Below are 23,993 nucleotides of genomic sequence, written 5' to 3'. Positions count from 1 at the left end.
AATAAACCTAGTTTCTAAAAACTTAGAAACTAGGTTTATTTTTAATTTTTTCTCTTTTTAAGCCTATTTAATTCATTTATTGCAGCTCTTTTATCTATTTTTTCAAATAAAAATTCTGCTTTATTTATATTAATTTTATTTTTTTCTAAAAAGCTCCATTTAAGCTCCTTTATATTTAAAATATTACTTATTTTCTTTGAAGTAAACGGAAGAATTGGATTTAATAAATCTATAAGTGCTACTAATATTTGAGAAGCAATGTAAATAATTCTTTCACATTCCTTCTTATCTTTTTTTAAAAGTTCCCAAACATTATTTTTATCTAATAATTCATTTCCCTGCTTTATTAATGTAAAAATTTCTTCTGTACCGGCTTTAAATTCACCATTTTCAAATTTATTCCCAACAGAAGCATAGGTTCTTCTTATTAAATTCTTCCATTGAAGTGGAATATCTTGTCCTATTATTTGACCATTAAAGTTTTTATATATAAAGTTTGAAACTTTATAAACAAAATTACCAAGAACTCCTGCTAACTCTGTATTATTTGCTTTTATAAAATCTCTCCATGTAAAATCTGAGTTTTTCTCCTCTGCTCCTCTACTTATCAAATAATATCTAATCAAATCTTTATCATATTTTTTTAATATATAAGGCATCCATATAGCCCAATTTCTATTAGTAGAAAAAGGCTTTCCTTCTAAAGTTAAGTATTCAGAAGAAAAAATTCTAATTTTACTTTTATTAAGACCTAAAGAACATAATAGTGATGGAAACATTGTTGTATGAAAAGGAATATTTTCTTTTCCATGAATCAAATAAATTCTACTTTCTTCATTGTTCCAATAATCTTCTAAACTTTCTTTTCTCTCTTCTATTATTTTTTTAGATGAAGTAAGATAAGCTAAAAGAGCATCAACCCATACATATAGTCTTTTATCAGAAAACCCCTCTATAGGAATTTCTATTCCCCAGTTAATCTCCTTTGTTAAAACTTTATCTCTAAGTCCTCCTTCTAAATGTCTATTAGTTATTTTAATAGCATTTTCTCTCCAAGCTTCCTCTCCTTTTACCAAATTATTAATATAATTTTGAAAATAAGATAATTTAAAATATAGATTTTTAGAAACTTTATGTAAAACCTCTCCACTACATTTAATACAAATTCCATTATTAAATTTCAAATCATCAAAATCTTCTAAGCAGTTTTTACAATAAAATTCCTCTGTTTCCTTTTCATATATAAAGCCCTTATTATAAATTGTTTTTATTATATTTTTTACTTGCTCCTCATGATATTCACTATCAGTTCTTGAAAATATATCAAATGAAAAGCCTAATTCCCTAAAACATTTAGAAAATTCTTTATGATATTTATTTATAAGTTCCTCAGGCTTTTCATTAAGTTCCTTTGCTCTATTTAAAACTGGTGCTCCATGACAGTCAGAACCTGATACAAAAATAACCTCATCACCTTTAACTCTATGATATCTAGCTAAGATATCTCCCCCAATCCAAGAGGATACTCTACCTATGTGAAGTGGTCCATTTGCATAAGGCCATGCATTACCTATAATTACTTTCATTATTATCCTCCCAAAAAATCTCTTTATAAATTGTCTTTATAAAATTATATTACAAAAGGGCTCCTATATTCTATAAACTATGAATATAAGAGCCCTTAAGATTAATTATCTTACTTGACTTCCTGTTGGTAATTCACCTGGATTTACTAATAAAAGTTCTGAATCATCTGAAGGTGCTGCTGCAAGTATCATTCCTTGAGATAATTCTCCTCTTAATTTAACTGGTTTTAAGTTAGCAACTAACACAACATATTTTCCAACTAACTCTTCTGGTTTATAGTGTTGTGCTATTCCTGAAATAACCTGTCTTTCTTCTCCACCTAAATCAACTTTAAGTTTTAATAACTTTTTAGCCTTTTTAACTGGTTCACACTCTAAAACTTTAACAACTCTTAAATCAATTTTGTCAAAGTCTTCTATAGTTATCTCCTCTTTTATTGGATTTTTAACTAATTCTTCATTTTCTGCCTTTACTGGTGCTGGTTTTAAAGCCTCAAGCTCTGCTAATTTTTCTTCCACATCTATTCTTGGGAATATAACATCACCCTTAACAACTTTATCTCCTGGAACTGTTCCATTAAACTCTTTTAAACTATCCCAAGTTGTAACCTTAGTATTTAATTGAGCATCTATTTTTTCACTTGTTTCTGTTAAGAATGGTGAAATCATAACTGAAACAAATCTTAAAGTTTCTAATAAATTATATAAAACTGTTCCTAATCTTTCTTTTTTATCCTCATCTTTAGCAAGTATCCAAGGTGTTGTTTCATCTATATATTTATTAGCTCTTCCAATTAAAGTCCATATACTTTCTAAAGCTTCTGGAATTTTTAATGCTTCTATACTAGATTCAACTTTTCCTGGAGTAGCTAATGCTAAATTTATTAATTCATCATCAATAGGTTCTTTACATGTTGGTGCTTGAATAACTCCATCAAAATATTTATAAACCATAGCTATAGTTCTTGATAATAAGTTTCCTAAATCATTAGCTAAATCTGTATTTACTTTCTTTATGAATATTTCATTATTAAATAATCCATCTGAACCAAATGGTATTTCTCTTAATAAGTAATATCTTACAGCATCAGCACCAAACATATTAACTAAAACTACTGGGTCAACAACATTTCCCTTTGACTTTGACATTTTTCCTCCATCAACAAGTAACCATCCATGACCAAATACTTGTTTAGGTAACTCTAAACCTAAAGCCATTAACATTATTGGCCAATAAATTGTATGGAATCTTAAAATATCTTTTCCTATTAAATGAACATCAGCTGGCCAGAACTTTTTAAATAACTCTTGATTTTCTTGACCATATCCTAGAGCAGTTATGTAGTTTGATAATGCATCTATCCAAACATATATAACATGTTTTTCATCAAAACTTACAGGAATTCCCCAAGTAAAACTTGTTCTTGAAACACAAAGGTCTTGTAAGCCTGGTTTTAAGAAGTTATTTAACATCTCATTTTTTCTTGATTCTGGTTGAATAAACTCTGGATGTTCTTCTATATACTTAATTAATCTATCAGCATATTTACTCATTTTAAAGAAATAAGCTTCCTCTTTAGCTTTTTCAACTGGTCTTCCACAGTCTGGACAATTACCATTTACTAATTGAGTTTCTGTCCAAAATGATTCACATGGAGTGCAATAAAGTCCTTCATAAGAATCTTTATATATGTCGCCTTGGTCATATAATTTTTTAAATATCTTTTGAACTGCTTTAACATGATAATCATCAGTTGTTCTTATAAATTTATCATAATTTATATTCATCATTTTCCAAAGGTCTTTAATACCTGCAACTATTTCGTCAACATGTTCCTTTGGAGTAATTCCTTTTTCATTAGCTATTCTTTCTATTTTTTGACCATGCTCATCAGTTCCTGTTAAGAACATTACTTCATGACCTGTAAGTCTTTTAAATCTAGCTATAGCATCAGCTGCTACAGTTGTATAAGTGTTACCTATGTGTAGGTTTGTTGATGGATAATAAATAGGCGTTGTAATATAATATGGTTTTTTACACATTATTTTTTCCTCCTTAAATTATTACTTATTATTTTTTCCAAAAATTTCTAAAATATAAAAAGCCTCTATGGATAATCCCATAGAGGCGTTAATTACGCGATACCACTCTAATTCATACTTATGTCGCCATAAATATCTCGTCAAGTAACTCCTAAGTTTAACTTATTTTATTACTCTGCAATGTAACGGTTGCTCCCGTACTTTTCTAAAATAAAAATTCTCAAAAAGTCTGCTCCAAGTCCATCTTCATAAAGATTAATACCTCTGGCTTTCACCTACCCCAGCTCTCTTTTTATGTATTATTTCCTTATTACTCTTCTCTTCATTGCATTTATTACTTAATTTTAATTATATGATTAATTTTGTATTAATGTCAATCGTTTTTATTTTATAATTCTTTAAAATTCTTTTAAAGACATAATTTGTATTAATATAAAAATGTTATATACTATCTATAAATAATCATAATTTGTCAGGGAGGTATTATTTTAATGAAAGGCTTAACTCTGCCTAAAGTAGGTGCAAGAAATTTAAAGACCGCTTTAGCTGTAACTTTATGTATAGGCTTATTTGAATTAATACATAGGGAATATCCATTTTATGCTTGTATTGCTGCTGTAATATGTATGAAAGATACAGTTGAAAACTCTTATAAAATGGGAAAAAGCAGAATGATTGGGACTATAACAGGAGGATTAGTTGGTCTTACTCTAACATTTTTAGCCTTAAACCTTAGGTTAATAAAATTTCCTGGAATAATAACAGGAATAGGTATAGTTGTAACAATATATTTACTCAATGCCTTTAACAAAAAAGGTTCTGTTTCTATAGCCTGTATAGTATTAATAGCTATTATGACTAATTTACATGGTAAAGCACCTTATGCTTATGCCATAGATAGAATCATAGATACCTTTATAGGTATAATAATAGCTCTATTAATAAATAAGTATATATATAAATATGAAAATAAAGTAAAAAGTGATTTAGAAAATGTTGAAAATAAGATATCTGAAATAGAAAAAAATATAAAAAAGATATAATTAATTTTGAGGGAAATAAAAACACTAAAATTTATAGGAGGAAATTGTTTGTTTAAATTTAACCTGCAAACTATAGGCGCTAGAAACCTAAAAACTTCTCTTGCTGTATTTACATGCATAATAGTTTTTCATTTATTAGGTCGCTCTAGCGCATTTTTTGCCTGTATAGCTTCTATGATGTGTATGCAAGATACTGTTGAAAACTCTTATAAAATGGGTAAAAACAGAATGCTTGGAACATTTTTAGGTGCTGTAGTTGGCTTAATACTAACTACAATTTGTAACTACTTTTCTTTTACACACTTTCTTATATACGCCTTTTTAACGGCAGTTGGTACAACTTTAGCAATATACCTATGCATACTGTTTAATTGTAAGGGAGCTATAAATAGTTCATGTATAGTAGTATTTGCAATAATGACCAACTTAAATGGTCTTGGTTCTTATGAATATGCTTTCAATAGAATCATTGATACCTTTATTGGAGTAATAATAGCTATTGTAATTAATAGACTTATTTTCCCATATCAAAAGAAAGAAGAAGAAAAAAAAAGTTAATAATTTTTTATATAATAAACTTTTATAAAACAAAAATAAGGAATAAAATCTTAATAAGATTTTATTCCTTATTATTTTTAAATTTATCTACTAACTACTCTTTCATCTACCTTTTTACCAAATATCATAGTTAGTACAAATAATGCTACTAAAGATAATGGAAGTATTATGAAAATACTTAACCCTAATCCAGCTGGAATATAACCAAATACAACAGTTACAATTCCTACAAAAACAGAATACCATATCTGTGTTCTAACGTGTTCTATATGGTCACACCCTGCACCTGTAGAAGAAAGTATTGTAGTATCTGAAATTGGAGAACAATGATCTCCAAAAATAGCTCCAGTTAAAACTGCTGAAGTGCTTACAATAACAAAATTCCACTCTGGATTTATTGCAAAAGCTAAAGGTATTGCAAGAGGCATTAAAATCCCCATAGTTCCATAAGCTGTTCCCGTAGCAAAAGCTATTATAGAACCTAGTATAAATATAATAGATGGTAATAAAAATCCTGGAATAGCATCAGATAAAACACCTACTAAATAGGATGCAGTTCCTAATTCCTTAATTACAGAACTTAAAGACCAAGCTAAAATAAGAATTACTCCTGTTATTAAAAGACCTTTCATGCCTTCAATCCAAATACCAATACCTTCTGATATTGTAAATATTTTTTTACCAACTCCCATTAAAAGTGCTACTATAGTTGCTAATAAAGCTGATTGGAATAAAACTATAGATGCATCAGCATTAGAGAAAGCTGCTTGTATGCTAGCAAAGCTAAAAGGTGAATTATTCATTATCTCTATAATTGCTAAATCTTCTCCTCCCATTACAGTTATCCATCCACTATAATAAAATCCTACTAAGGAGGAAATAATTAAAACTCCAATAGGAATTATTGCATTCCATATGCTTAACTTAATTCCTTTTATAGGTTCTAAATCTTCACTTTCTGAAGATACCTCTGTAACCTTTGGTGAAACTTCTCCTCTTCTAGCCCTTCTCTCTGCTTTAAGCATAGGTCCAAATTCTCTTAAAGTTATAGCCGATATAACAACAAAAGCTAAAATTAATATATTATAAAATCTATAAGGTATAGTTTCTAAAAAAACTCCAAAACCATCAGTCTCTATTCCAACTGTTTTTAATGAATCTCCTATTAGTCCAACTTCTAATCCTATCCAAGTTGATATTATTGCTAATCCTGCAATAGGTGCTGCTGTTGCATCTATTACAAAGGCTAATTTTTCTCTTGAAACTCCTAATTTATCTGTAACTGGTCTCATTATAGGTCCTACTATTAAAGAGTTTGCATAATCATCAAAGAAAACTGCTAATCCTAAAAGCCAAGTAGTAAGTTGAGCACTTTTAACTGTTTTAGCCTTTCTTGCTAAAGCCTCTGCTATAGCCTTTGCACCTCCCATTTTAGCTACTAAATGAATAACTCCTCCAATAACTAAAACTTGAAGTATTATTCCTGCATTCCAAGGGTCTGCTAAGGAATTTAAAGCCCTGTAAGTAAAATCAATAAATCCTTGAACTAAGGCACCAAGTATATTAGTTCCATTTAATTGAAGCATTATACATCCTGTTATTGTTCCTATAAACAACGAGACAACAACATTCTTAGTTAAAAATGCTAGAACAATTGATACTATAGGTGGTAATATTGTCCACATTCCAAATTTAGCTGAATTTGCTGCTGCTACTTCCTCAGAAGCAAAAACTAAAGTTGAACATAGCATTGTCATGACAAAAACCGCTAGAAAAACTTTAAATCTAGTTTTGTTTTTCATAAAAAATCCTCCTTTAAATTATAAAGTGAATTAATTTATAGAGGCTTTCCCTTATTTTTATCATAGAATTTATAAAAAAAGACCTTAGGCTTAATCAACCTAAGGTCTCAACGTTCAATAAAATTACTTTTTCAAATAAATTTTTGTTTGTTTAATTCCCTAAGATGATAGCTCTCCACATTTTTATGTGACAGTTTTGTATATATTCTATACAAACCCAGCATTTAGCTTTAAAGTATCAGCTAAAAACTTCGGCGATAATCCCTTTCCTAAAACTTCAACATCACTTAAACTCCATTTTAGTAATCTTGATTCTCGCACCTCTACATCTTCATTAAATAATTCACTTTTAACTTGTTATATTTGTATACATTTATACAATATAACCTTAATTCTTTCAAGCATTTAATAAGTTTATTAACTATTTATTAAAAAAAGTCTCTTTTTATTAAAAAAATCCAGATCTTATTATAGATACTAATAACCAAAATCCAAAAACTCCAGCTACTATAAAACCTATTAATCCTAAAATAGGAACTCCTTGAAAAGTAGGTCCTATTTTTGCATTTACAACTAAAGAAGAACCAATTATCATACAACCAACTATTAAGGCAAAAGCTATTCTATTGACCATTTTATTTAAATCAGCTAAAGGCTTTTCTACATCCTTCATCTGAAGTTGTAACTTAGCCCTTCCCTTAGTTAAACTGTCTACAAGCTCTGAAAATTTATCTGGTACTTCAATACTTTTTGAAACAAATTTATATGCATCAGCCATTAATTTATCTTTAGTTAAACTTTTTAAAATTTCTTCTTTGTTTTTTTCTCTAACATAAGGATATATACATTCCATTATTTCTAAATCAGGGTCTATTTTAGCTATAACTCCCTCTAATATAACTGTTGACCTAACTAAAGTTACTAACTCCTTTGGAAACTGTATATTGTTTCTTTCTGCAATTTCAAATATTTCCTTAAGAACATCAGATATTTTTATTGACTTTAAAGAAGCATTTATATATTTAGCTACTATATTTTTCAAGTCATCATATAGTACTGAATAATCTACTTTTCCTTTTTTTATGCCTATTATATTTACAAAATCAACTAAGGTATCTATATCATTTAAAACCATAGCTATCATTGCCTTGTTTAACCAATTTTTTAAATTTGATTCTAATGTTCCAACTAATCCAAAATCTATATAACAAATCTTTCCTTCTTTTATAAATAAATTACCAGGATGAGGGTCTCCATGAAAAAATCCATCTTCAAAAATCTGCTTAAAGAAAGAATTTGCTAATTTATCCGCTACATCATAAACATCATAACCATTTTCTTTTAAAACTTTAAGGTCTGTAATCTTAAAACCATCTATATATTCCATAGTAAGAATTTTTTCAGAGGTTAGCTCATCAATAACTATAGGTGCTTCAACACAAGCTACATTTTTATTAAGCTCTCTAAACTTTTTTGTATTATAGGCTTCCTTTTTAAAATCCAACTCTTTTAAAGTTGCATCCTCAATTTCATCAAAAGCTTCAATAGGATTAATTAAAGTGTTAGCAAAATGATGTGCTGTTAATTTACTAAGCTTTCTTAATATATTTAAATCTAATTTCATTTTTTCATCAATTTTATAATGCTGAACTTTAACTACTACATCTCTTCCATCCATTAACTTAGCTCTATGTACCTGTGCTATAGAAGCAGATGCTAAGGGCTTTTCACTAAATTCTAAAAAATATGTACTAATATCTGTTCCAAAGGAGTCATGAAAAACCTCTTTAACCTTACTAAACTCTGTTATTTCATTGCTATCTTGTAATTTTTCTAATTCATCTATATAAGCTTTAGGAAGTAAATCTGGTCTTGTGCTAAGTATCTGTCCAATTTTAACAAAGGTTGCTCCTAGCTCTTCTAAAGCCTCTCTAAGTGCTTGTGGTCCTGGTTCTACAAATTTACTATTTGGAAGTTTTGATGAAAGCAAATAATCAAAACCATAGTTAGTAAAAACCTTAATTATTTCCTTTAACCTTTTTGCACTTTCTCCCTTGCTCATAAAATTCACCTCCTAATTAAAATAAATTATAAAAACCCTACAAGGAACTGAAAAGCCTAATCCTCTTAGCTACTTAATATAGCTTTAAATTCTACCCTTCATTATCTTGTAGAGTTTTTTTATTAAATTAAATATTTTCTTCTTTTAACTTAGCTTCTAATTTTTTAACTCTCTCTTTTAATTCATGTATTTCTTTTAAGTTTTCTTTATTAGCTTCTTCAAACATTATCATAAATTCTTCCTTTGTTAAAGGATGCATACTATCTAACTTGTTTATTATTTCACTTGTTGCTTGACTAGTTTTTGCCTGTACATCTCTTTTTAACTCTTCTGATAAAATTTTTCCATCTTCCACAGTTATTTTACCTTTAGCAACCATATCTTGTACAAAAGAATCTGTTTTTTCATAAGCAGTAGCTGCAGTTCCTATCCCTGCTAATATAACTTTTTTTAATTCGTTCATCATGAAATCATCTCCTAAAACATAGTCTACTTTTTAGTTTATTACATTTTACTCTTAATTTCTTTAAATTTAAAGTTTATTATTCTTAACATACTGTTAATTCTAAAACTATTTTCTGCTCATAAATTTTTCTATATCTTCTACAGATTTTATACATTCCTTTGTTAGAACCTCACAACCATCTTTAGTAACTAATACATCGTCTTCAATTCTTATTCCTATAGCTTCTTCCTCAATATATAATCCTGGCTCTACTGTATAAACCATTCCTTCCTCAAGAATTATATCTCTTCTACCAACATCATGAGTATCAAGTCCTAAACTATGTCCTATTGAATGGAAGTAATATTTTCTGTAATCTTTTTTATCCTCTATAAGACCTAATCTTACACAGGCTTCAGCTAAAAGTTCATTTGCCTTATTGTTAATTTCATAAAAACCAACTCCTGGTCTTATTGAATTTATTATTTCTTCATTTACCTTTAAAACTTCTTCATAAACTTCTCTTTGTCTTTTAGTAAACTTTCCATTTGCAGGGAATGTTCTAGAAATATCACCATTATAATAATTTACTTGAGCACCTAAATCAAAAAGAATTAAATCCCCATCCTTTATCTCACTATTATTATCAACATAATGAAGAGTTGCTGCATTTACTCCTGCTGCTGCTATAGTTTTAAAAGCATAATCCTTTACTCCATTTTGTTTTAAGTAAAAATCAAAATAAGCTTCTAATTCATATTCCTTCATTCCTGGCTTACATTCTTTCATTAAAAGTTCTACACCCTTAGCTGTTATATGTGCTGCCTTTTTAATTTCTTCCACTTCTTCTTTACATTTAATTTGTCTTAATGAAGCTATATCAGCATAAACATCTTTAACAATTACTTGAGGATATCTTTCTCTAACTTCCTTTGCAAAGCTTTGACTTTTACTAACCTCCTCCTCAAAAGATACTCTTTCTAAATCTAAATAAAGCTTTTCTGAAATTCCATTCGTAAATATTACATTTAAATCATCTTTAAAATCCTCTAAATATTTAACATTACAAACTCCTGAAACTTCTTTAGCTTCATAATCCCTAATGGTTTTTCCAGTCCATCTTTCTTGCTCTAAATTAGGTCTTAAAATATATAATACTTCTTCAGTAACCCCATTAATTTTTTTAATCATCAATATATGATTTTCCTCATCTATTCCTGTTAAATAATAAAAATTTCTGTTAGGAGTAAATTGAAAATATTCATCAGCAGTCTTTCTTACTGCATTACCAGCAAATAAAACCACTAAGGAATTATCATCTAATTTTTTTAATAAATTTTCTCTGTTTTTAATAAAAACTTTCTTATCCATTTTAATACCTCCAATTCCTATTTATTAAATTTTACCATATTTAGAATAGAAAATCTTAACATATAATACATATTTATATTTTAATAAAAAAATACCCTTTAGAAAAATTCTAAAGGGTATTTTTTTATTATCTTAATTTCAAAGCTATATATTAAACTCTATCTTTTTTTCCTTCAAATGCATTGATGTACATTTGCTTAATTTCGCTTATTAATGGGTATCTTGGGTTTGCACCTGTACATTGGTCATCAAATGCATCTTCGCTCATTTTTTCTAATGTAGCGTAGAATGATTCTTTTGAAACTCCACAATCAGCTATTGTTGCAGGGATTCCAACTGTTTTCTTAAGGTTATCTATAGCTTTGATTAAGTTATTAACTTTTTCTTCTTCGTTCTTTCCACCTAATCCTAAGTAGTCAGCAATTACTGCATATCTCCATTTAGCATTTGGATATTTGTATTGTGGGAATGCAGCTTGTTTTCTTGGATTGTCAACAGCATTGAATCTTATTACATGGTCTATTAAGATTCCGTTAGCAACTCCATGTGCTATATGGTGTTCTGATCCTAATTTGTGTGCCATTGAGTGACATACTCCTAAGAATGCATTAGCGAATGCCATACCAGCCATTGTTGAAGCATGAGCCATTTTTTCTCTTGCTTTTATATTTGTAGTACCTTCAGCATAAGCTTGTGGTAAATATTTAAATATTAATCTTATAGCTTCTAAAGCTAATCCATTTGTAAATTCTGATGCTAAAACTGAAACGTAAGCTTCTAAAGCATGAGTTAAAGCATCTATACCTGATGCAGCAGTTAATCCTTTTGGCATATTCATCATAAGTTCTGCATCTATAATAGCCATATCTGGAGTTAACTCATAATCTGCTAATGGATATTTTACTCCTGATTGTTCATCAGTTATAACAGCAAATGGTGTTACTTCTGAACCAGTACCAGCTGATGTTGGAACTGAAATCATCATAGCTTTTTGACCCATAGTTGGGAATGGGTAAACTCTCTTTCTTATATCCATAAATCTCATTGCTAAATCTTCAAAAGCAACTTCTGGATGTTCATACATTACCCACATAATTTTAGCAGCATCCATTGGTGAACCTCCACCAAGAGCTATGATTGCATCTGGTTGGTAACTTCTCATTGCTTCAGCACCTTTTTTAGCACAAGCTAAAGTTGGGTCTGGAGTAACTTCTGAGAATACTCTAAAATCTATACCTATTTCTTCTAAAACACTTGTTATTTTATCAACATATCCTAAACTTGCTAATACGTTGTCTGTTACTATAAATACTTTTTTCTTATTTAAATCTTTTAATTCTCTAAGAGCAACTCCTAAAGCACCATATTTGAAATAAACTTTTTCTGGAACTCTGAACCAAAGCATATTTTCTCTCCTCTCAGCTACACTCTTAACATTTATTAAATGTTTAGGACCAACGTTTTCTGAAACTGAGTTTCCACCCCATGATCCACAACCTAATGTTAATGATGGTGCTAGCTTGAAGTTGTAGATATCTCCAATAGCTCCTTGAGTTGATGGCATATTTATTATTGTTCTACCTGTTTTCATAGTTGCACCGAATTTTTTAATTCTGTCTTGTGATTTCATTATGTCAGTATATAAAACTGAAGTATGTCCAAATCCTCCAAGTTCAACTAATCTTTCAGCTTTAACTAAAGCTTCATCAAAGTTAGCAACTCTATACATTCCTAATACTGGTGATAATTTTTCATGTGAGAATGGTTCTTCTAATTCAACTGATTCAACTTCACCAATTAAAACTTTTGTATCCTTTGGAACCTTAACACCTGCCATATCAGCTATTTTCCATGCTGATTGACCAACTATGTTAGCATTTAAATTACCGTTTATTAAAATTGTTTTTCTTACTTTATCTATCTCTTTATCTTTTAAGAAGTAAGCTCCTCTATCAGCAAATTCTTTTCTTACTTCATCATAAACTTTATCAACAACTAATACTGTTTGCTCAGATGCACAGATAACTCCATTATCAAAAGTTTTTGATAATAATATTGAGTTTACTGCCATTTTAATGTGTGCTGTTTCATCTATTATAGCTGGTGTATTACCTGCTCCAACTCCGATTGCTGGTTTTCCTGATGAATAAGCAGCTTTAACCATTCCTGGTCCACCAGTAGCTAATATAATATCAGCTTCTGACATTAATACTTGTGACATTTCAACTGATGGCTCATCTATCCATCCTATTATATCCTTTGGAGCTCCAGCTTTAACTGCTGCTTCTAAAACAACTCTAGCTGCTTCTATTGTTGAATTTTTAGCTCTTGGATGTGGTGAAAAGAATACAGCATTTCTAGTCTTTAATGATATTAAAGCTTTAAATATAGCTGTTGATGTTGGGTTTGTAGTAGGAACTATTGCTGCTACAACACCTATTGGCTCAGCTATTTTAGTTATACCAAAAGACTCATCTTTTTCTATAACTCCACAAGTTTTTTCATCTTTATATTTATTGTATATATATTCAGCTGCAAAATGGTTTTTTATAACCTTATCTTCAACTATTCCCATTCCTGATTCTTCAACAGCCATTTTTGCTAATCTTATTCTTTCATTGTTAGCCGCTACAGCTGCTTGTCTAAATATCTCATCCACTTGCTCTTGAGAGTAGTTTGAAAACTCTTTTTGAGCTGCTCTAACTTTCTCTAACCTAAGCATTAATTCATCTACATTTGTTACTTTCATTGATACCCACCTCATTTATAGATTAGTCTTATTTTCATAATATATAAAATTAATTAAAAGCACTAGTTAAGTTTTTAACTTTAATAAAATTCCATTTAAGAATTTTTTTTCATGTATTTTGGCTTTTAAAGGTAATAAATTACTTTTCCAAGTTCTTTACCAACCTTACGAGATTATAATATCATGATAAACAAAAAAAATCTAGACTTTTTTTAACATTTTTTACATTTTCTCGACAAAAATTCGTTATTTTTTTAACTATTTTGTGATTTTTTTATCAACCTTAAAGTTTTATTTTTTAGTTAAACGATTTCTGTAATATTTTGTATCCTTTACATAGCCTTTTCATATTTAAATTAAAAACTATTCGTTAACTCTTTTCAAAAAAAATTAACTTTCAAAAATTACAAAGCAAAGAAAATTCCTACTATTATTACTGCCATTATAATAGCTGTTATATCTGCCATAAAAGCCGCCCAAAAAGTGTGTCTTATTTTTTTTATTCCAACAGCTCCAAAATAAACTGTTATTGTATAAAATATTGTTTCTGTTCCACCCATTATTACAGAGGAAATTAAACCCTCTCTAGTATCTGGACCAAAGGTATTTATTATTTCTGTATAAACTCCTAAAGCTCCACTTCCAGATAGAGGTTTAATTAATACTAAAGGAACAACATCCTTAGGTAAACCTATTAAAGATACAACAGGTTCTAAAAGATTGTTTAAATAATTAAGTAAATTAGCATCCTTAAATATTCTTATAGCAATCATCATAGCTAATAAAGCTGGAAAGATTTTAAAGCATACCATAAGTCCTTCCTTTGCTCCTTCTATAAACCATTCATAAACCTTTCTCCCTTTAAACATTCCATAAACTATTATTAAAAGAAATATTATTGGAACTATATTATTCGCAAACAAAATTCTCTCCTCCTAAAAATACCTTTGTAAAATCTTTGAACACATAATTCCTACACAACAAGCAATAAAGGTACATATAATAGCAGGAACTATTATACTAGCAGGATTACTAGAACCTGCTGCTGCTCTAATTGATATAACTGTTGAAGGAATTAACTGAATACAAGAAGCATTTATAACTAAAAATAAGGCCATATCATTTGAAGCCCTTCCTTTTTTCTCTTTATTTATCTTATTTAATTCACTCATAGCTTTAATCCCAAGAGGAGTAGCTGCATTAGATAGTCCAAACATGTTAGCCGTTAAATTCATAACAATAGCTCCCATTGCTTCTTCATTATCTGCACTTTCCTTAAATATTCTTTTTAATATAGGATTTAATAACTTTGCAACCTTAGAAGTTAGTCCACTTTTTTCTGCAATTTTCATTACTCCACACCAAAAACACATAATTCCAACTAGTGAAATTATAAACTTTACTGCACCTTCTGAAGATTCTGTAAGCCCCTTTGTAATCAACTCTCCCTGGCCTGTCATTATGCTAAAAATCAATCCTAAGGCTATAATTGCAAACCATATATAATTAATCATCTCTCCTCCTAAATCACAAGTAATTTCTGTATAATATATGCCTTGCATAGTTAGAATAGTAGTGTTACCATAAAACTACAAAGAACGAATTTACTTCAAAGGAGAATTTTTATATGAACGAAAATAATTTAAAGTTAGCTCAACAAGATATAGATGAAGTTTTAAAAACTGTAGAAGAACTTGAAGTTCAAATAGATGCTTTAAGCAAAGATGATTTAAAGCAAAAATTCGTTACTCTAACAGAGAAAGTAAAAAAACTTGAAGATTTATTAAAAGATGAAGGTATTATATAAAAAAAAGCTGAGCTTAGTAATTACTAAACTCAGCTTTTTTTAATTTATAGCTTCTGATTTTATATTATCTTCTTTTTTAAATTCTTTAATTACAAAAGCTCCTGTAATTAATGTTGATAAGAAGTCTGATACTGTTCCAGCTAACCAAACACCTGTTAAGCCTAACCCAGCAACCTTAGGTAAAATTAAAGTTAAGGGTATTAATAATATAACCTGTCTTAATAAACTTAAGAAAGTAGCTAACTTAGCCTTTCCTATTGATTGGAAATAGTTAGAACCAACTATTGATATTCCTATGATTGGCATCATAAGTAAGTAAATTCTAAGACCAGGAACTCCTATCTCTAAAAGCTTAGGATCTGAATTAAATAAGCCAATAACAAAAGATGGGAAAGCTTGAATTAATATTCCGCCTAAAACTAGTATTATTGTTGCAGCTATCATTGCTAACTTTACTGTTTTTTGTGCTCTATCATACTTCTTTGCTCCATAATTATATCCAATAATAGGTTGAGACCCTTGATTTATTCCGAATATAGGCATTAAGAAAATCATAGATACTGATGATATTATCGCCATAGCTCCCATAGCCAAATCACCACCATAAGTTCTTAAAGCATTATTTGCTATTACTTGAACTACACTAGCTGCCATTTGCATTGAAAAAGGCGCTACACCTATTGCTAAAATAATCTTAACTAAAGGCCAGTCTAATTTAAGAGTTTCTAACTTCAATTTTAAATTTGAACTTCCTAAAGTATAATAATAAAACATTATTAAAGTTGTAATTATTTGAGATATTACAGTAGCTAAAGCTGCTCCCTTTATTCCAAAATCAAATACAAAAATAAAAACTGCATCTAATATTACATTTATAATACATCCTAAAATCATTACTGCAGCAGACATTTTAGGATTTCCATCAGCTCTTATTGTACTATACAGTGAAAAGGACATTAAATTAAATATAGTTCCTAAAAGTATTATATTTATATACTCTTTTGCATAAAAAATTGTAGTTTCACTAGCACCAAATAACCCTAAAATATTATCAGAAAAAGCTATTCCTATAAATGTTAATACTAAAGAAATTATTGTTACTAAAACTATAGAATTTCCTAATATTTTCTCTGCATCTTTTCTTTTGTTTTGACCAAATTTTATAGAAATATTTGCTGTTGCACCAATTCCTATAAGCATTCCAAACCCAAGTAATATAGACATAATAGGCATTGTTATAGCCACTCCAGTAATGGCCATAGGTCCAACTCCAGGAATATGTCCTATGAATATTCTATCAACAATATTATAAAGTGCATTAACTAGCATACCTATAATAGCTGGTACCGAGTATTTTATTAAAAGTTTTATTTCAGATTCTTCCCCTAGTAATTTTTGATCTCTCATAAGCCTTCCTCCTTTATTCTATATTTCTTAAATATATACTAACTTATCTATTATACATTAATTATTTAATTTTAGTCAGTTAATTTTAAAAAATAAAAAAACCACATAAAAGTCAAATTTATTTAAATACACTAAAATTAAACAAACTTAACTCTTATATGGTTTTATAATATTTACATAGTTAATTCTCTATATAGTAAAGTTCCACCTATTAATGTAGCTGATGTAAGAGTATTTACAATCAAAGAAAAAATCAATACAGTTATAAAATTTTGACCTAATATTGAAGCAAGTATAATTGTTATAAAATTAATTATAAAAACTAAAATTACCTGCTTTAAAACTACAGTTAAAAAGTTGTTTTTAACTAAAATAAAACTTTCCTTTATACTTTCTATTATATTTTTATTTTCAAATATAGAGCATGGCATAGCTATTACAAAAAATAAAGATATAACTATTCCTAATGGTGCAAAAATACTAGAACCTAAAGAAACAGCAAGATTTTGTATAAGAAATACACCTATAGGAAAAACAGGATTCTTAAAGGCAGACTTTACTGTTTCTAACCAAGAAACCTTTTCCCCATTAATAAAATTATTAGCTAATCTTATTATTGCTATAGATGAGATTGCTAAACTAAATATTCCTATAAAAGCAAATATAGGATTCCCACCTAAAAGTGTAGGAATAGCAAAAAGAATAGATATTATAGCTATGCTACCTAAATTTTTAATAAATATGCTAAATACAGCTTTTAAAAACTGTCCTACAGATAATTTTTTATTAATTTTTTGCTCCATAAAACTCCTCCAATCAAAATATATAATAATAATCATATCAAAATTAATATAAATTTTGCTTGAATTCACTTTAATTTAACACTTTTTGTATATTTGTTTTACATATTTTATACTCCTATATAAAATAAATAAAATCCTATCAATATAATAATTACTCCTAATATATTTTTTAATAAATTTCCTATCTTTTTTCCCTTTTCAGAATAGGCTATTTTTTCAACTAATCCAAAAGAAGTTCCTGCTAAAATTATTAGTACACTATGCCCTAAAGAATACATTAAAAGCATAATCATTCCGATAAATAAATTTCCACTAGCTGTTATAAAAGTTATTATTGCTGCCATTATAGGTGTTGCACAGGGAGATGATAAAACTCCACTTAGTATCCCTAAAAATAAAGCCTCAAAAATATTATCTCTTTTTTTAACAATCTTACAGGAATCTTTTTTATCTCCAAATAAATTTATAACCTCTAAAACTTGCAATCCAGAAGCTATCATAATAAAAGCTAATATAACATACCAAAACTTCCCTGCCCCAATAAATGCTTTTCCTACTAAAGCTGTAAATAATCCTATTAAAGTAAAGGATATTCCAATTCCTAAGGAAAATAAAATAGAATATTTAAAAGCTTTTTTATTATCTTTAATATTATTTCCTTCTACATAGCCTATTAATAATGGTATAGATGATAGTATGCAAGGACTAAAGGAAGCTACGATACCAGCAAAAAATGAAAGGAAAATAGCTAAAAACCAATTATCTAATATTATATTGTTAAAATAAGATAAAAACTCCATAAATTATTTAACCCCCAAAGAATTTAAAATTACTTCTATGCTATTTCTTCTCATAAGACCTTGATGTATATAAAATTCTTCTCCATTTTTATCTAAAAAAACTGTTGTAGGAACAACCTTTGCATCATATTTATCTGCTAAATCTATATTTTTTTCTTCTTCTAATCTTGCATAATAAATATTAAATTTTCCTTCTCTACCTTTAGAAACTTCACTTAACTCTTTTTGCATTTCTACACAATAGGGGCATGTATCTGTTTTAAACATTATTATTGTCGGTACTTCACTTTTAGCTTCTTCTAAGCTTTTAATTACATTTGTATTTTTAAAACTTTCTTCCTTTTTAGCTTCTAAATAATTCTTCCCAAAATAAATAGTAACTAAGGAAATAAAAACAAGACTTAGTATAACTATTTTTTTCTTTTTATTCACCTCCAAATTCCCCCCTTAAAATTAATTTTTGCAAAATAAAAAGGCAACATAGTTTAATCTTATGTTACCTAAGGATTATGCATTTTTTATGCATTAATTATTTACAACTATCTCTTTCTATCAATTCATGATTTAACACAAAATGATCTTGATCTAGTGGTTTATTATTTATAATTTTAATTAACATTCTCATAGCAATAGAGCCCATATCATACATAGGTTGTGCTACTGTTGTTAATTTTGGATAAAATACATGGGCTAAGTCTATGTCATTAAAACCAATAACACTTACTTCTTCAGGAACACTTATTCCCTTATCCCTTAAAGCATTTATAGCACCCATAGCTATTTCATCTGAAGCACATATTATGCCTTCTATGTCTTGCCCTCTATCAAGGATTGTTAAAATTGCATCATAACCTGTTTTAACTTTTAAATTTTTAAAATAAGTTAATTCTTCATTTAATTCTATATTAGAATCTTTTAATGCAGCTTTATATCCTTTATATCTTTTTCCCCAAGCATTATTTAAATCACCTTCTACACCTATAAAGGCTATGTTCTTCATTCCTTTATCTATTAAATGCTTAGTGGCTTCATATGTAGCTTTTTCATTGTCTATAGTTACACTTGGGAACTTTCCATTTTGCTCATCATTTTCAACTAAAACTGTTTTTAAATCTAATTCGTTTATTAAATTTAAAGTTTCTTCTCCTAAAGATGAACTCATGTAAAGAACACCATCAACCATTTTTTCCTTAAGAACTCTTAAGTACTCTTTTTCCTTTTCTAAGTCTAAGTCTGAATTACATAACATTACATTATATTTATATATGTTTGCTACATCTTCAGCACCTCTAACTATTTCAGGATATATTTGATTTGATATGTCAGGTACTAATATCCCTACAGTTCTTGTTCTATGTGTTTTTAAACTTCTTGCTACTATATTAGGTCTGTACCCTAATTTTTTTATCGCTTCTAAAACTTTTTTCTTCGTTTCTTCGTTTACAACGTCAATGTCATTTAATACTCTTGAAACTGTTGCTATTGATACTCCAGCTTCTCTAGCAACATCTTTAATTGAAGCAGCCATCTAACTCAACTCCTATACTCTAACTTATTACCTATCTATTTCTTAATACTTCAATATTATAATGATAAGTTTACATTTATACAAGGAATTTATGTGCATTTCTAAAATTTGATTAAATTCCTCTCAAATTCTCCCTTAAAAAAACGTTTTCTTATTAATAATTGTAATAAAATTCAAATGGTAATTCAATGCAAAAATTCTTATTATATTAGTTTTTTCTTATAATATTATTTATTAATTATTTGAATTATGTTGTATAATCAATATATTATTATTTATTGATTATATTAACCACACTTTAAAAATTTATAACAGATAAGGAAAATTTTTAGGAGGTAAATAAAATGTATAAAGATATAGATATAAGAGAATCTATAAATCTAATAGAAGAAGAAAAAGATTTATTAATTTTAGATGTAAGAACTGAAGAAGAATATAATGAAGAAGGCCATATAAAAAATGCTAAACTTATTCCTTTAGGAAGATTATTATTTTCTATAGACGAACTTGACGGCTATGAAGATTCTCCAATTCTTGTTTACTGTAGAAGAGGCTCTAGAAGTATGCAAGCTTGTGAAATCTTAGAGGATAATGGATTTACTAAGCTTTATAATATGTTAGGTGGATTTTCAAAGTTAGTTAATGAAGCTCCAAAAGAGCTTTGGGAAAAATAATAAAAAGAGAGCAATTAAAATTGCTCTCTTTTTATTTTAATCTCTTTTTGAAACAGCCATGTTTAATATTTCACCATTTATTTTAGCTTCTGAATAATTAGCTTCTCCGTTATAAACAATTTCCTCTGTTAAAGTTTCTTTCTTTATAACCTCTTCAAATTTCTTAATTACCTCTAAAAGCATTTGATTGTTAGCTACATAAAGAGTTATCTTATCAGCAACTTCAAAACCACTTTCTTTTCTCATGTTTTGAATCTTTGATATAATTTCTCTTACATGACCTTCTTCTCTTAATTCATCAGTTATAGTAGTATCTAAAACAACACCTACTGAACCTTCTCCTGCAAAAGCAAATCCTTCTAATCCTTGCATTGTTACAAGTAAGTTTTCAGCATTTAATTCTATGTCATTTCCATCTATAGTTATAACTTCAACTCCACCATTTTGGATTTTTTGAGCTAATTCCATTTGATTTCTTGAAGCTATTTCTTTTCTTATAGCTGGTATTAACTTACCATAAGCTCTTCCTAAAACAGGTAAGTTAGGTTTAATTTCAAAGTTAACATATTTAGAAAGGTCTGCACCTAACTCTACTTCCTTAATATTTAACTCATCTTTTATTATATCTCCATAATAGTTTGGAAGTTCTGAAGTTGAAAGAAGCATTTTTGAAAGTGGCTGTCTATTTTTTATATTAGCACCATTTCTAGCACTTCTTCCTAGTTTAACTATTTTATAAGCTAAATCCATTTTTTCTTCTAACTTCTTATCTATAGCTTTTTCATCAACTTCAGGCCATGCTCCTAAGTGTATACTTTCTAAAGCATTTTCATCTAAGTTAACTACTAAGTTTTGATATATTTCTTCAGTTATAAATGGTACAAATGGAGCTGAAACTTTACATAAAGTTACTAAAACTCTGTATAAAGTAGTGTATGCACCTATCTTATCATCAGTTAATTCTTCAGACCAGTATCTAGCTCTATTTCTTCTTACATACCAGTTTGATAATTCATCAGTAAATTCTTCTATCTCTAAAGCTGCTTGAGTTATTCTGTAGTTATTTAAATGGTCATCTACATCCTTAACTAAAGTATTAAGTTTTGACATTATCCATTTATCCATTACATTTTCTGATACGAAATCTTTATACTCTAATGGATTAAATTTATCTAACTCTGCGTATAAAACATAGAATGAGTAAACATTCCATAATGTACTTAAGAATTTTCTTTGAGTTTCAGCAACATCTTCTATTGAAAATCTAGTTGGTAACCATGGAGCACTTGCAGTATAGAAATGCCATCTTGTAGCATCAGCTCCTTGTGAATCAAGCACTTCAAATGGATCTACTACATTTCCTTTAGATTTTGACATCTTTAATCCTTTTTTATCAAGAACATGACCTAAAACTATACAGTTTTCAAATGGATTTCTATCAAATATAGCAGTTGAAATTGCTAATAATGTATAAAACCAACCTCTTGTTTGGTCAACAGCCTCTGATATAAATTGAGCAGGATAATTTGCCTCAAATAATTCTTTATTTTCAAATGGATAATGATGTTGTGCAAATGGCATTGAACCTGAATCAAACCAACAGTCAATAACCTCCGCTGTTCTCTTCATTTCTTTATTACAATGAGGACAATTTAAATGAACCTTATCAATGTATGGTTTATGAAGTTCTATATCTTCAGGAACATTTATTCCTTTAGTTTTTAATTCTTCAATACTTCCTATACACTCTCTATGTCCGCACTCACATTCCCATATTGGAAGTGGAGTTCCCCAGTATCTATCTCTTGAAATACCCCAATCTATAACATTTTCTAAGAACTTACCAAATCTACCGTTCTTTATGTTATCAGGATACCAATTTATCTTTTCATTATTTGCTAAAAGTTTATCTCTTAATGTTGTCATTGCAACAAACCAGCTTTCCTTTGGATAGTAAAGTAGCGGTGTATCACATCTCCAACAATGTGGATATGAGTGAGTATGCTTTTCAGCTTTAAATAACTTGTTTTGTTCTTTTAAGTAATCAACTATTTGTTGGTCGCACTTTTTAACAAACTTTCCAGCCCATGGAGTTACTTCTTCTACAAAGTTACCACTTAAATCAACTAAATTTAAGAATGCTAATCCATTTTGCTTTCCAATTAAGTTATCATCCTCACCATAAGCAGGTGCTATATGAACTATACCTGTACCATCTGATAATGTTACATAATCTCCATGAACAACTACGAAAGCTTTTCCTTCTGTTGGAGTTACAAATGGTAATAACTGTTCATATTCCATTCCTAATAGTTCTTCACCTTTGAATTCTCTTACTATTTCAAAGCCTTCTCCTAAAACTTTAGGTGCTAATTCTTTAGCTAAGATGTAGATTTCATCTCCTTCTGCTTCTTTAGCCTCTACATAGTCATAAGCTTTATTTATACATAAAGCAACGTTTGAAGGTAAAGTCCAAGGAGTTGTTGTCCAAGCTAAGAAGTATTTATTATCTTCTCCTTTAACTTTAAACTTAGCTATAGCTGTTAAGTCTTTAACATCTTTATATCCTTGTGAAACTTCATGAGAAGATAAACTTGTTCCACATCTTGGGCAGTAAGGCATTGTTTTATAACCTTTATATAAAAGTTTTTTATCCCACATTTGCTTTAAAGCCCACCATACTGATTCTATGTATGGATTATGGTAAGTAACATATGGATTTTCCATATCTACCCAGTAACCTATTTGCTCAGTCATTTTTTCCCACATGCTAACATATGTGAATACACTATCCTTACATTCAGTTACAAACTTTTCAACCCCATAATCTTCTATTTGAGGTTTACCTGAAATTCCAAGCTTCTTCTCGATTTCAAGTTCAACTGGAAGTCCATGAGTATCCCATCCAGCTTTTCTTATAACCTTATATCCCTTCATAACTTTATATCTTGGGATTATATCTTTCATAACTCTTGTTAAAACATGACCTACATGAGGTTTACCATTAGCTGTTGGAGGTCCGTCATAGAAAGTAAAGTATTCACCATCTTGATTCATATCAAAGTTCTTTTTTATTATATTTTTTTCTTTCCAAAGGTCTGCAACTTCTTTTTCTACACCAACAAAACCCTTAGGTAATTCAACTTTTTTATACATATTGAAACTCCTTTCCTTCTCTTGTTTAATATTTTAATTATTTACTAATAATAAATTATTTAGCCAGTTTACTTTAGATAAAATAAAAAAACTCCATCCCAAAAGGACGAAGTTGTATTCGCTATACCACCTAAAGTTCAAACCTATCTAATAATTTAA

General features: G+C 28.7%; 19 protein-coding genes, 1 riboswitch and 2 other annotated features (1 of these 22 only partly in view). Of the genes, 4 read left to right on the top strand and 15 right to left on the bottom strand.

Annotated elements, in window-relative coordinates; translation table 11 throughout:
• Positions 1-41 precede the first annotated feature (41 nt).
• Positions 42-1,586: a methionine--tRNA ligase gene (gene metG, locus AC4FQV_RS09370; protein WP_491165380.1), complete on the bottom strand. Its 1,545-nt coding sequence runs from the start codon at positions 1,584-1,586 to the stop codon at positions 42-44.
• Between the two features lie 105 nt (positions 1,587-1,691).
• Positions 1,692-3,629: a methionine--tRNA ligase gene (gene metG / locus AC4FQV_RS09365; protein WP_491140014.1), complete on the bottom strand. Its 1,938-nt coding sequence runs from the start codon at positions 3,627-3,629 to the stop codon at positions 1,692-1,694.
• Positions 3,630-3,707: 78 nt separating this feature from the next.
• Positions 3,708-3,964, bottom strand: a binding site (T-box leader).
• Positions 3,965-4,120: 156 nt separating this feature from the next.
• Here metG (AC4FQV_RS09365) and AC4FQV_RS09360 point away from each other — a divergent pair.
• Together AC4FQV_RS09360 and AC4FQV_RS09355 are read left to right on the top strand one after the other, a co-directional pair.
• The gene (locus AC4FQV_RS09360) at positions 4,121-4,672 is read left to right on the top strand and encodes an FUSC family protein (RefSeq protein ID WP_491140015.1); all 552 of its coding nucleotides are present in this window, start codon (positions 4,121-4,123) and stop codon (positions 4,670-4,672) included.
• Between the two features lie 48 nt (positions 4,673-4,720).
• Positions 4,721-5,230, top strand: a complete 510-nt coding sequence (locus AC4FQV_RS09355) for an FUSC family protein (protein ID WP_491165379.1) — start codon at positions 4,721-4,723, stop codon at positions 5,228-5,230.
• An 83-nt stretch (positions 5,231-5,313) separates the two neighbouring features.
• Here the strand turns inward: AC4FQV_RS09355 and AC4FQV_RS09350 are convergent, their stop codons facing one another.
• The 7 genes from AC4FQV_RS09350 to AC4FQV_RS09320 all read right to left on the bottom strand — a co-directional run bounded on the left by AC4FQV_RS09350 (position 5,314) and on the right by AC4FQV_RS09320 (position 15,173).
• Positions 5,314-7,032 carry a Na+/H+ antiporter NhaC family protein gene (locus AC4FQV_RS09350; protein ID WP_491165378.1) on the bottom strand — a complete coding sequence of 573 codons (1,719 nt, stop codon included), beginning with the start codon at positions 7,030-7,032 and terminating at the stop codon, positions 5,314-5,316.
• 160 nt (positions 7,033-7,192) lie between these two features.
• A riboswitch (Lysine riboswitch) is annotated at positions 7,193-7,366 on the bottom strand.
• Positions 7,367-7,480: 114 nt separating this feature from the next.
• Positions 7,481-9,094 carry an ABC1 kinase family protein gene (locus tag AC4FQV_RS09345; RefSeq protein WP_491165377.1) on the bottom strand — a complete coding sequence of 538 codons (1,614 nt, stop codon included), beginning with the start codon at positions 9,092-9,094 and terminating at the stop codon, positions 7,481-7,483.
• Between the two features lie 127 nt (positions 9,095-9,221).
• The gene (locus AC4FQV_RS09340; protein WP_491165376.1) at positions 9,222-9,560 is read right to left on the bottom strand and encodes a phasin family protein; all 339 of its coding nucleotides are present in this window, start codon (positions 9,558-9,560) and stop codon (positions 9,222-9,224) included.
• A gap of 105 nt (positions 9,561-9,665) precedes the next feature.
• A complete protein-coding gene (locus AC4FQV_RS09335; protein WP_491165375.1) occupies positions 9,666-10,910 on the bottom strand; it encodes an aminopeptidase P family protein in 1,245 nt (414 codons plus the stop codon).
• 151 nt (positions 10,911-11,061) lie between these two features.
• A complete protein-coding gene (gene adhE, locus AC4FQV_RS09330) occupies positions 11,062-13,659 on the bottom strand; it encodes a bifunctional acetaldehyde-CoA/alcohol dehydrogenase (protein ID WP_491140022.1) in 2,598 nt (865 codons plus the stop codon).
• Positions 13,660-14,063: 404 nt separating this feature from the next.
• Positions 14,064-14,582 (bottom strand): spore maturation protein, encoded by a 519-nt coding sequence (locus tag AC4FQV_RS09325; RefSeq protein WP_491140023.1) that lies wholly within the window; start codon positions 14,580-14,582, stop codon positions 14,064-14,066.
• A gap of 12 nt (positions 14,583-14,594) precedes the next feature.
• Positions 14,595-15,173, bottom strand: coding sequence for a nucleoside recognition domain-containing protein (locus AC4FQV_RS09320; protein WP_491140024.1), 579 nt, complete (start codon positions 15,171-15,173; stop codon positions 14,595-14,597).
• A gap of 113 nt (positions 15,174-15,286) precedes the next feature.
• Between AC4FQV_RS09320 and AC4FQV_RS09315 the strand changes: the two genes are divergently transcribed.
• Positions 15,287-15,466: a hypothetical protein gene (locus AC4FQV_RS09315; protein ID WP_491140025.1), complete on the top strand. Its 180-nt coding sequence runs from the start codon at positions 15,287-15,289 to the stop codon at positions 15,464-15,466.
• 39 nt (positions 15,467-15,505) lie between these two features.
• On the opposite strand, the gene AC4FQV_RS09310 is transcribed toward AC4FQV_RS09315, so the two are convergent.
• From AC4FQV_RS09310 to AC4FQV_RS09290, 5 genes are all read right to left on the bottom strand, one after another.
• Positions 15,506-16,873: an MATE family efflux transporter gene (locus AC4FQV_RS09310; RefSeq protein ID WP_491140026.1), complete on the bottom strand. Its 1,368-nt coding sequence runs from the start codon at positions 16,871-16,873 to the stop codon at positions 15,506-15,508.
• Between the two features lie 173 nt (positions 16,874-17,046).
• Positions 17,047-17,676 (bottom strand): hypothetical protein, encoded by a 630-nt coding sequence (locus AC4FQV_RS09305; RefSeq protein WP_491140027.1) that lies wholly within the window; start codon positions 17,674-17,676, stop codon positions 17,047-17,049.
• A gap of 107 nt (positions 17,677-17,783) precedes the next feature.
• Positions 17,784-18,476: a cytochrome c biogenesis CcdA family protein gene (locus AC4FQV_RS09300; RefSeq protein ID WP_491140028.1), complete on the bottom strand. Its 693-nt coding sequence runs from the start codon at positions 18,474-18,476 to the stop codon at positions 17,784-17,786.
• Positions 18,477-18,479: 3 nt separating this feature from the next.
• A complete protein-coding gene (locus AC4FQV_RS09295; protein WP_491140029.1) occupies positions 18,480-18,908 on the bottom strand; it encodes a thioredoxin fold domain-containing protein in 429 nt (142 codons plus the stop codon).
• Positions 18,909-19,005: 97 nt separating this feature from the next.
• A complete protein-coding gene (locus tag AC4FQV_RS09290) occupies positions 19,006-20,004 on the bottom strand; it encodes a LacI family DNA-binding transcriptional regulator (RefSeq protein WP_491140030.1) in 999 nt (332 codons plus the stop codon).
• 344 nt (positions 20,005-20,348) lie between these two features.
• On the opposite strand from AC4FQV_RS09290, the gene AC4FQV_RS09285 reads away from it, so the two are divergent.
• Positions 20,349-20,678, top strand: coding sequence for a rhodanese-like domain-containing protein (locus AC4FQV_RS09285; protein ID WP_491140031.1), 330 nt, complete (start codon positions 20,349-20,351; stop codon positions 20,676-20,678).
• A gap of 36 nt (positions 20,679-20,714) precedes the next feature.
• Here AC4FQV_RS09285 and ileS read toward each other — a convergent pair whose 3' ends face one another.
• The gene (ileS, locus tag AC4FQV_RS09280) at positions 20,715-23,834 is read right to left on the bottom strand and encodes an isoleucine--tRNA ligase (RefSeq protein WP_491165374.1); all 3,120 of its coding nucleotides are present in this window, start codon (positions 23,832-23,834) and stop codon (positions 20,715-20,717) included.
• A 99-nt stretch (positions 23,835-23,933) separates the two neighbouring features.
• Positions 23,934-23,993, bottom strand: a binding site (T-box leader) (it continues 221 nt past the right edge of the window).

It is taken from the genome of Clostridium sp. TJA038, from assembly GCF_058310255.1.
This window is presented reverse-complemented; position numbering and strand designations above follow the sequence as displayed.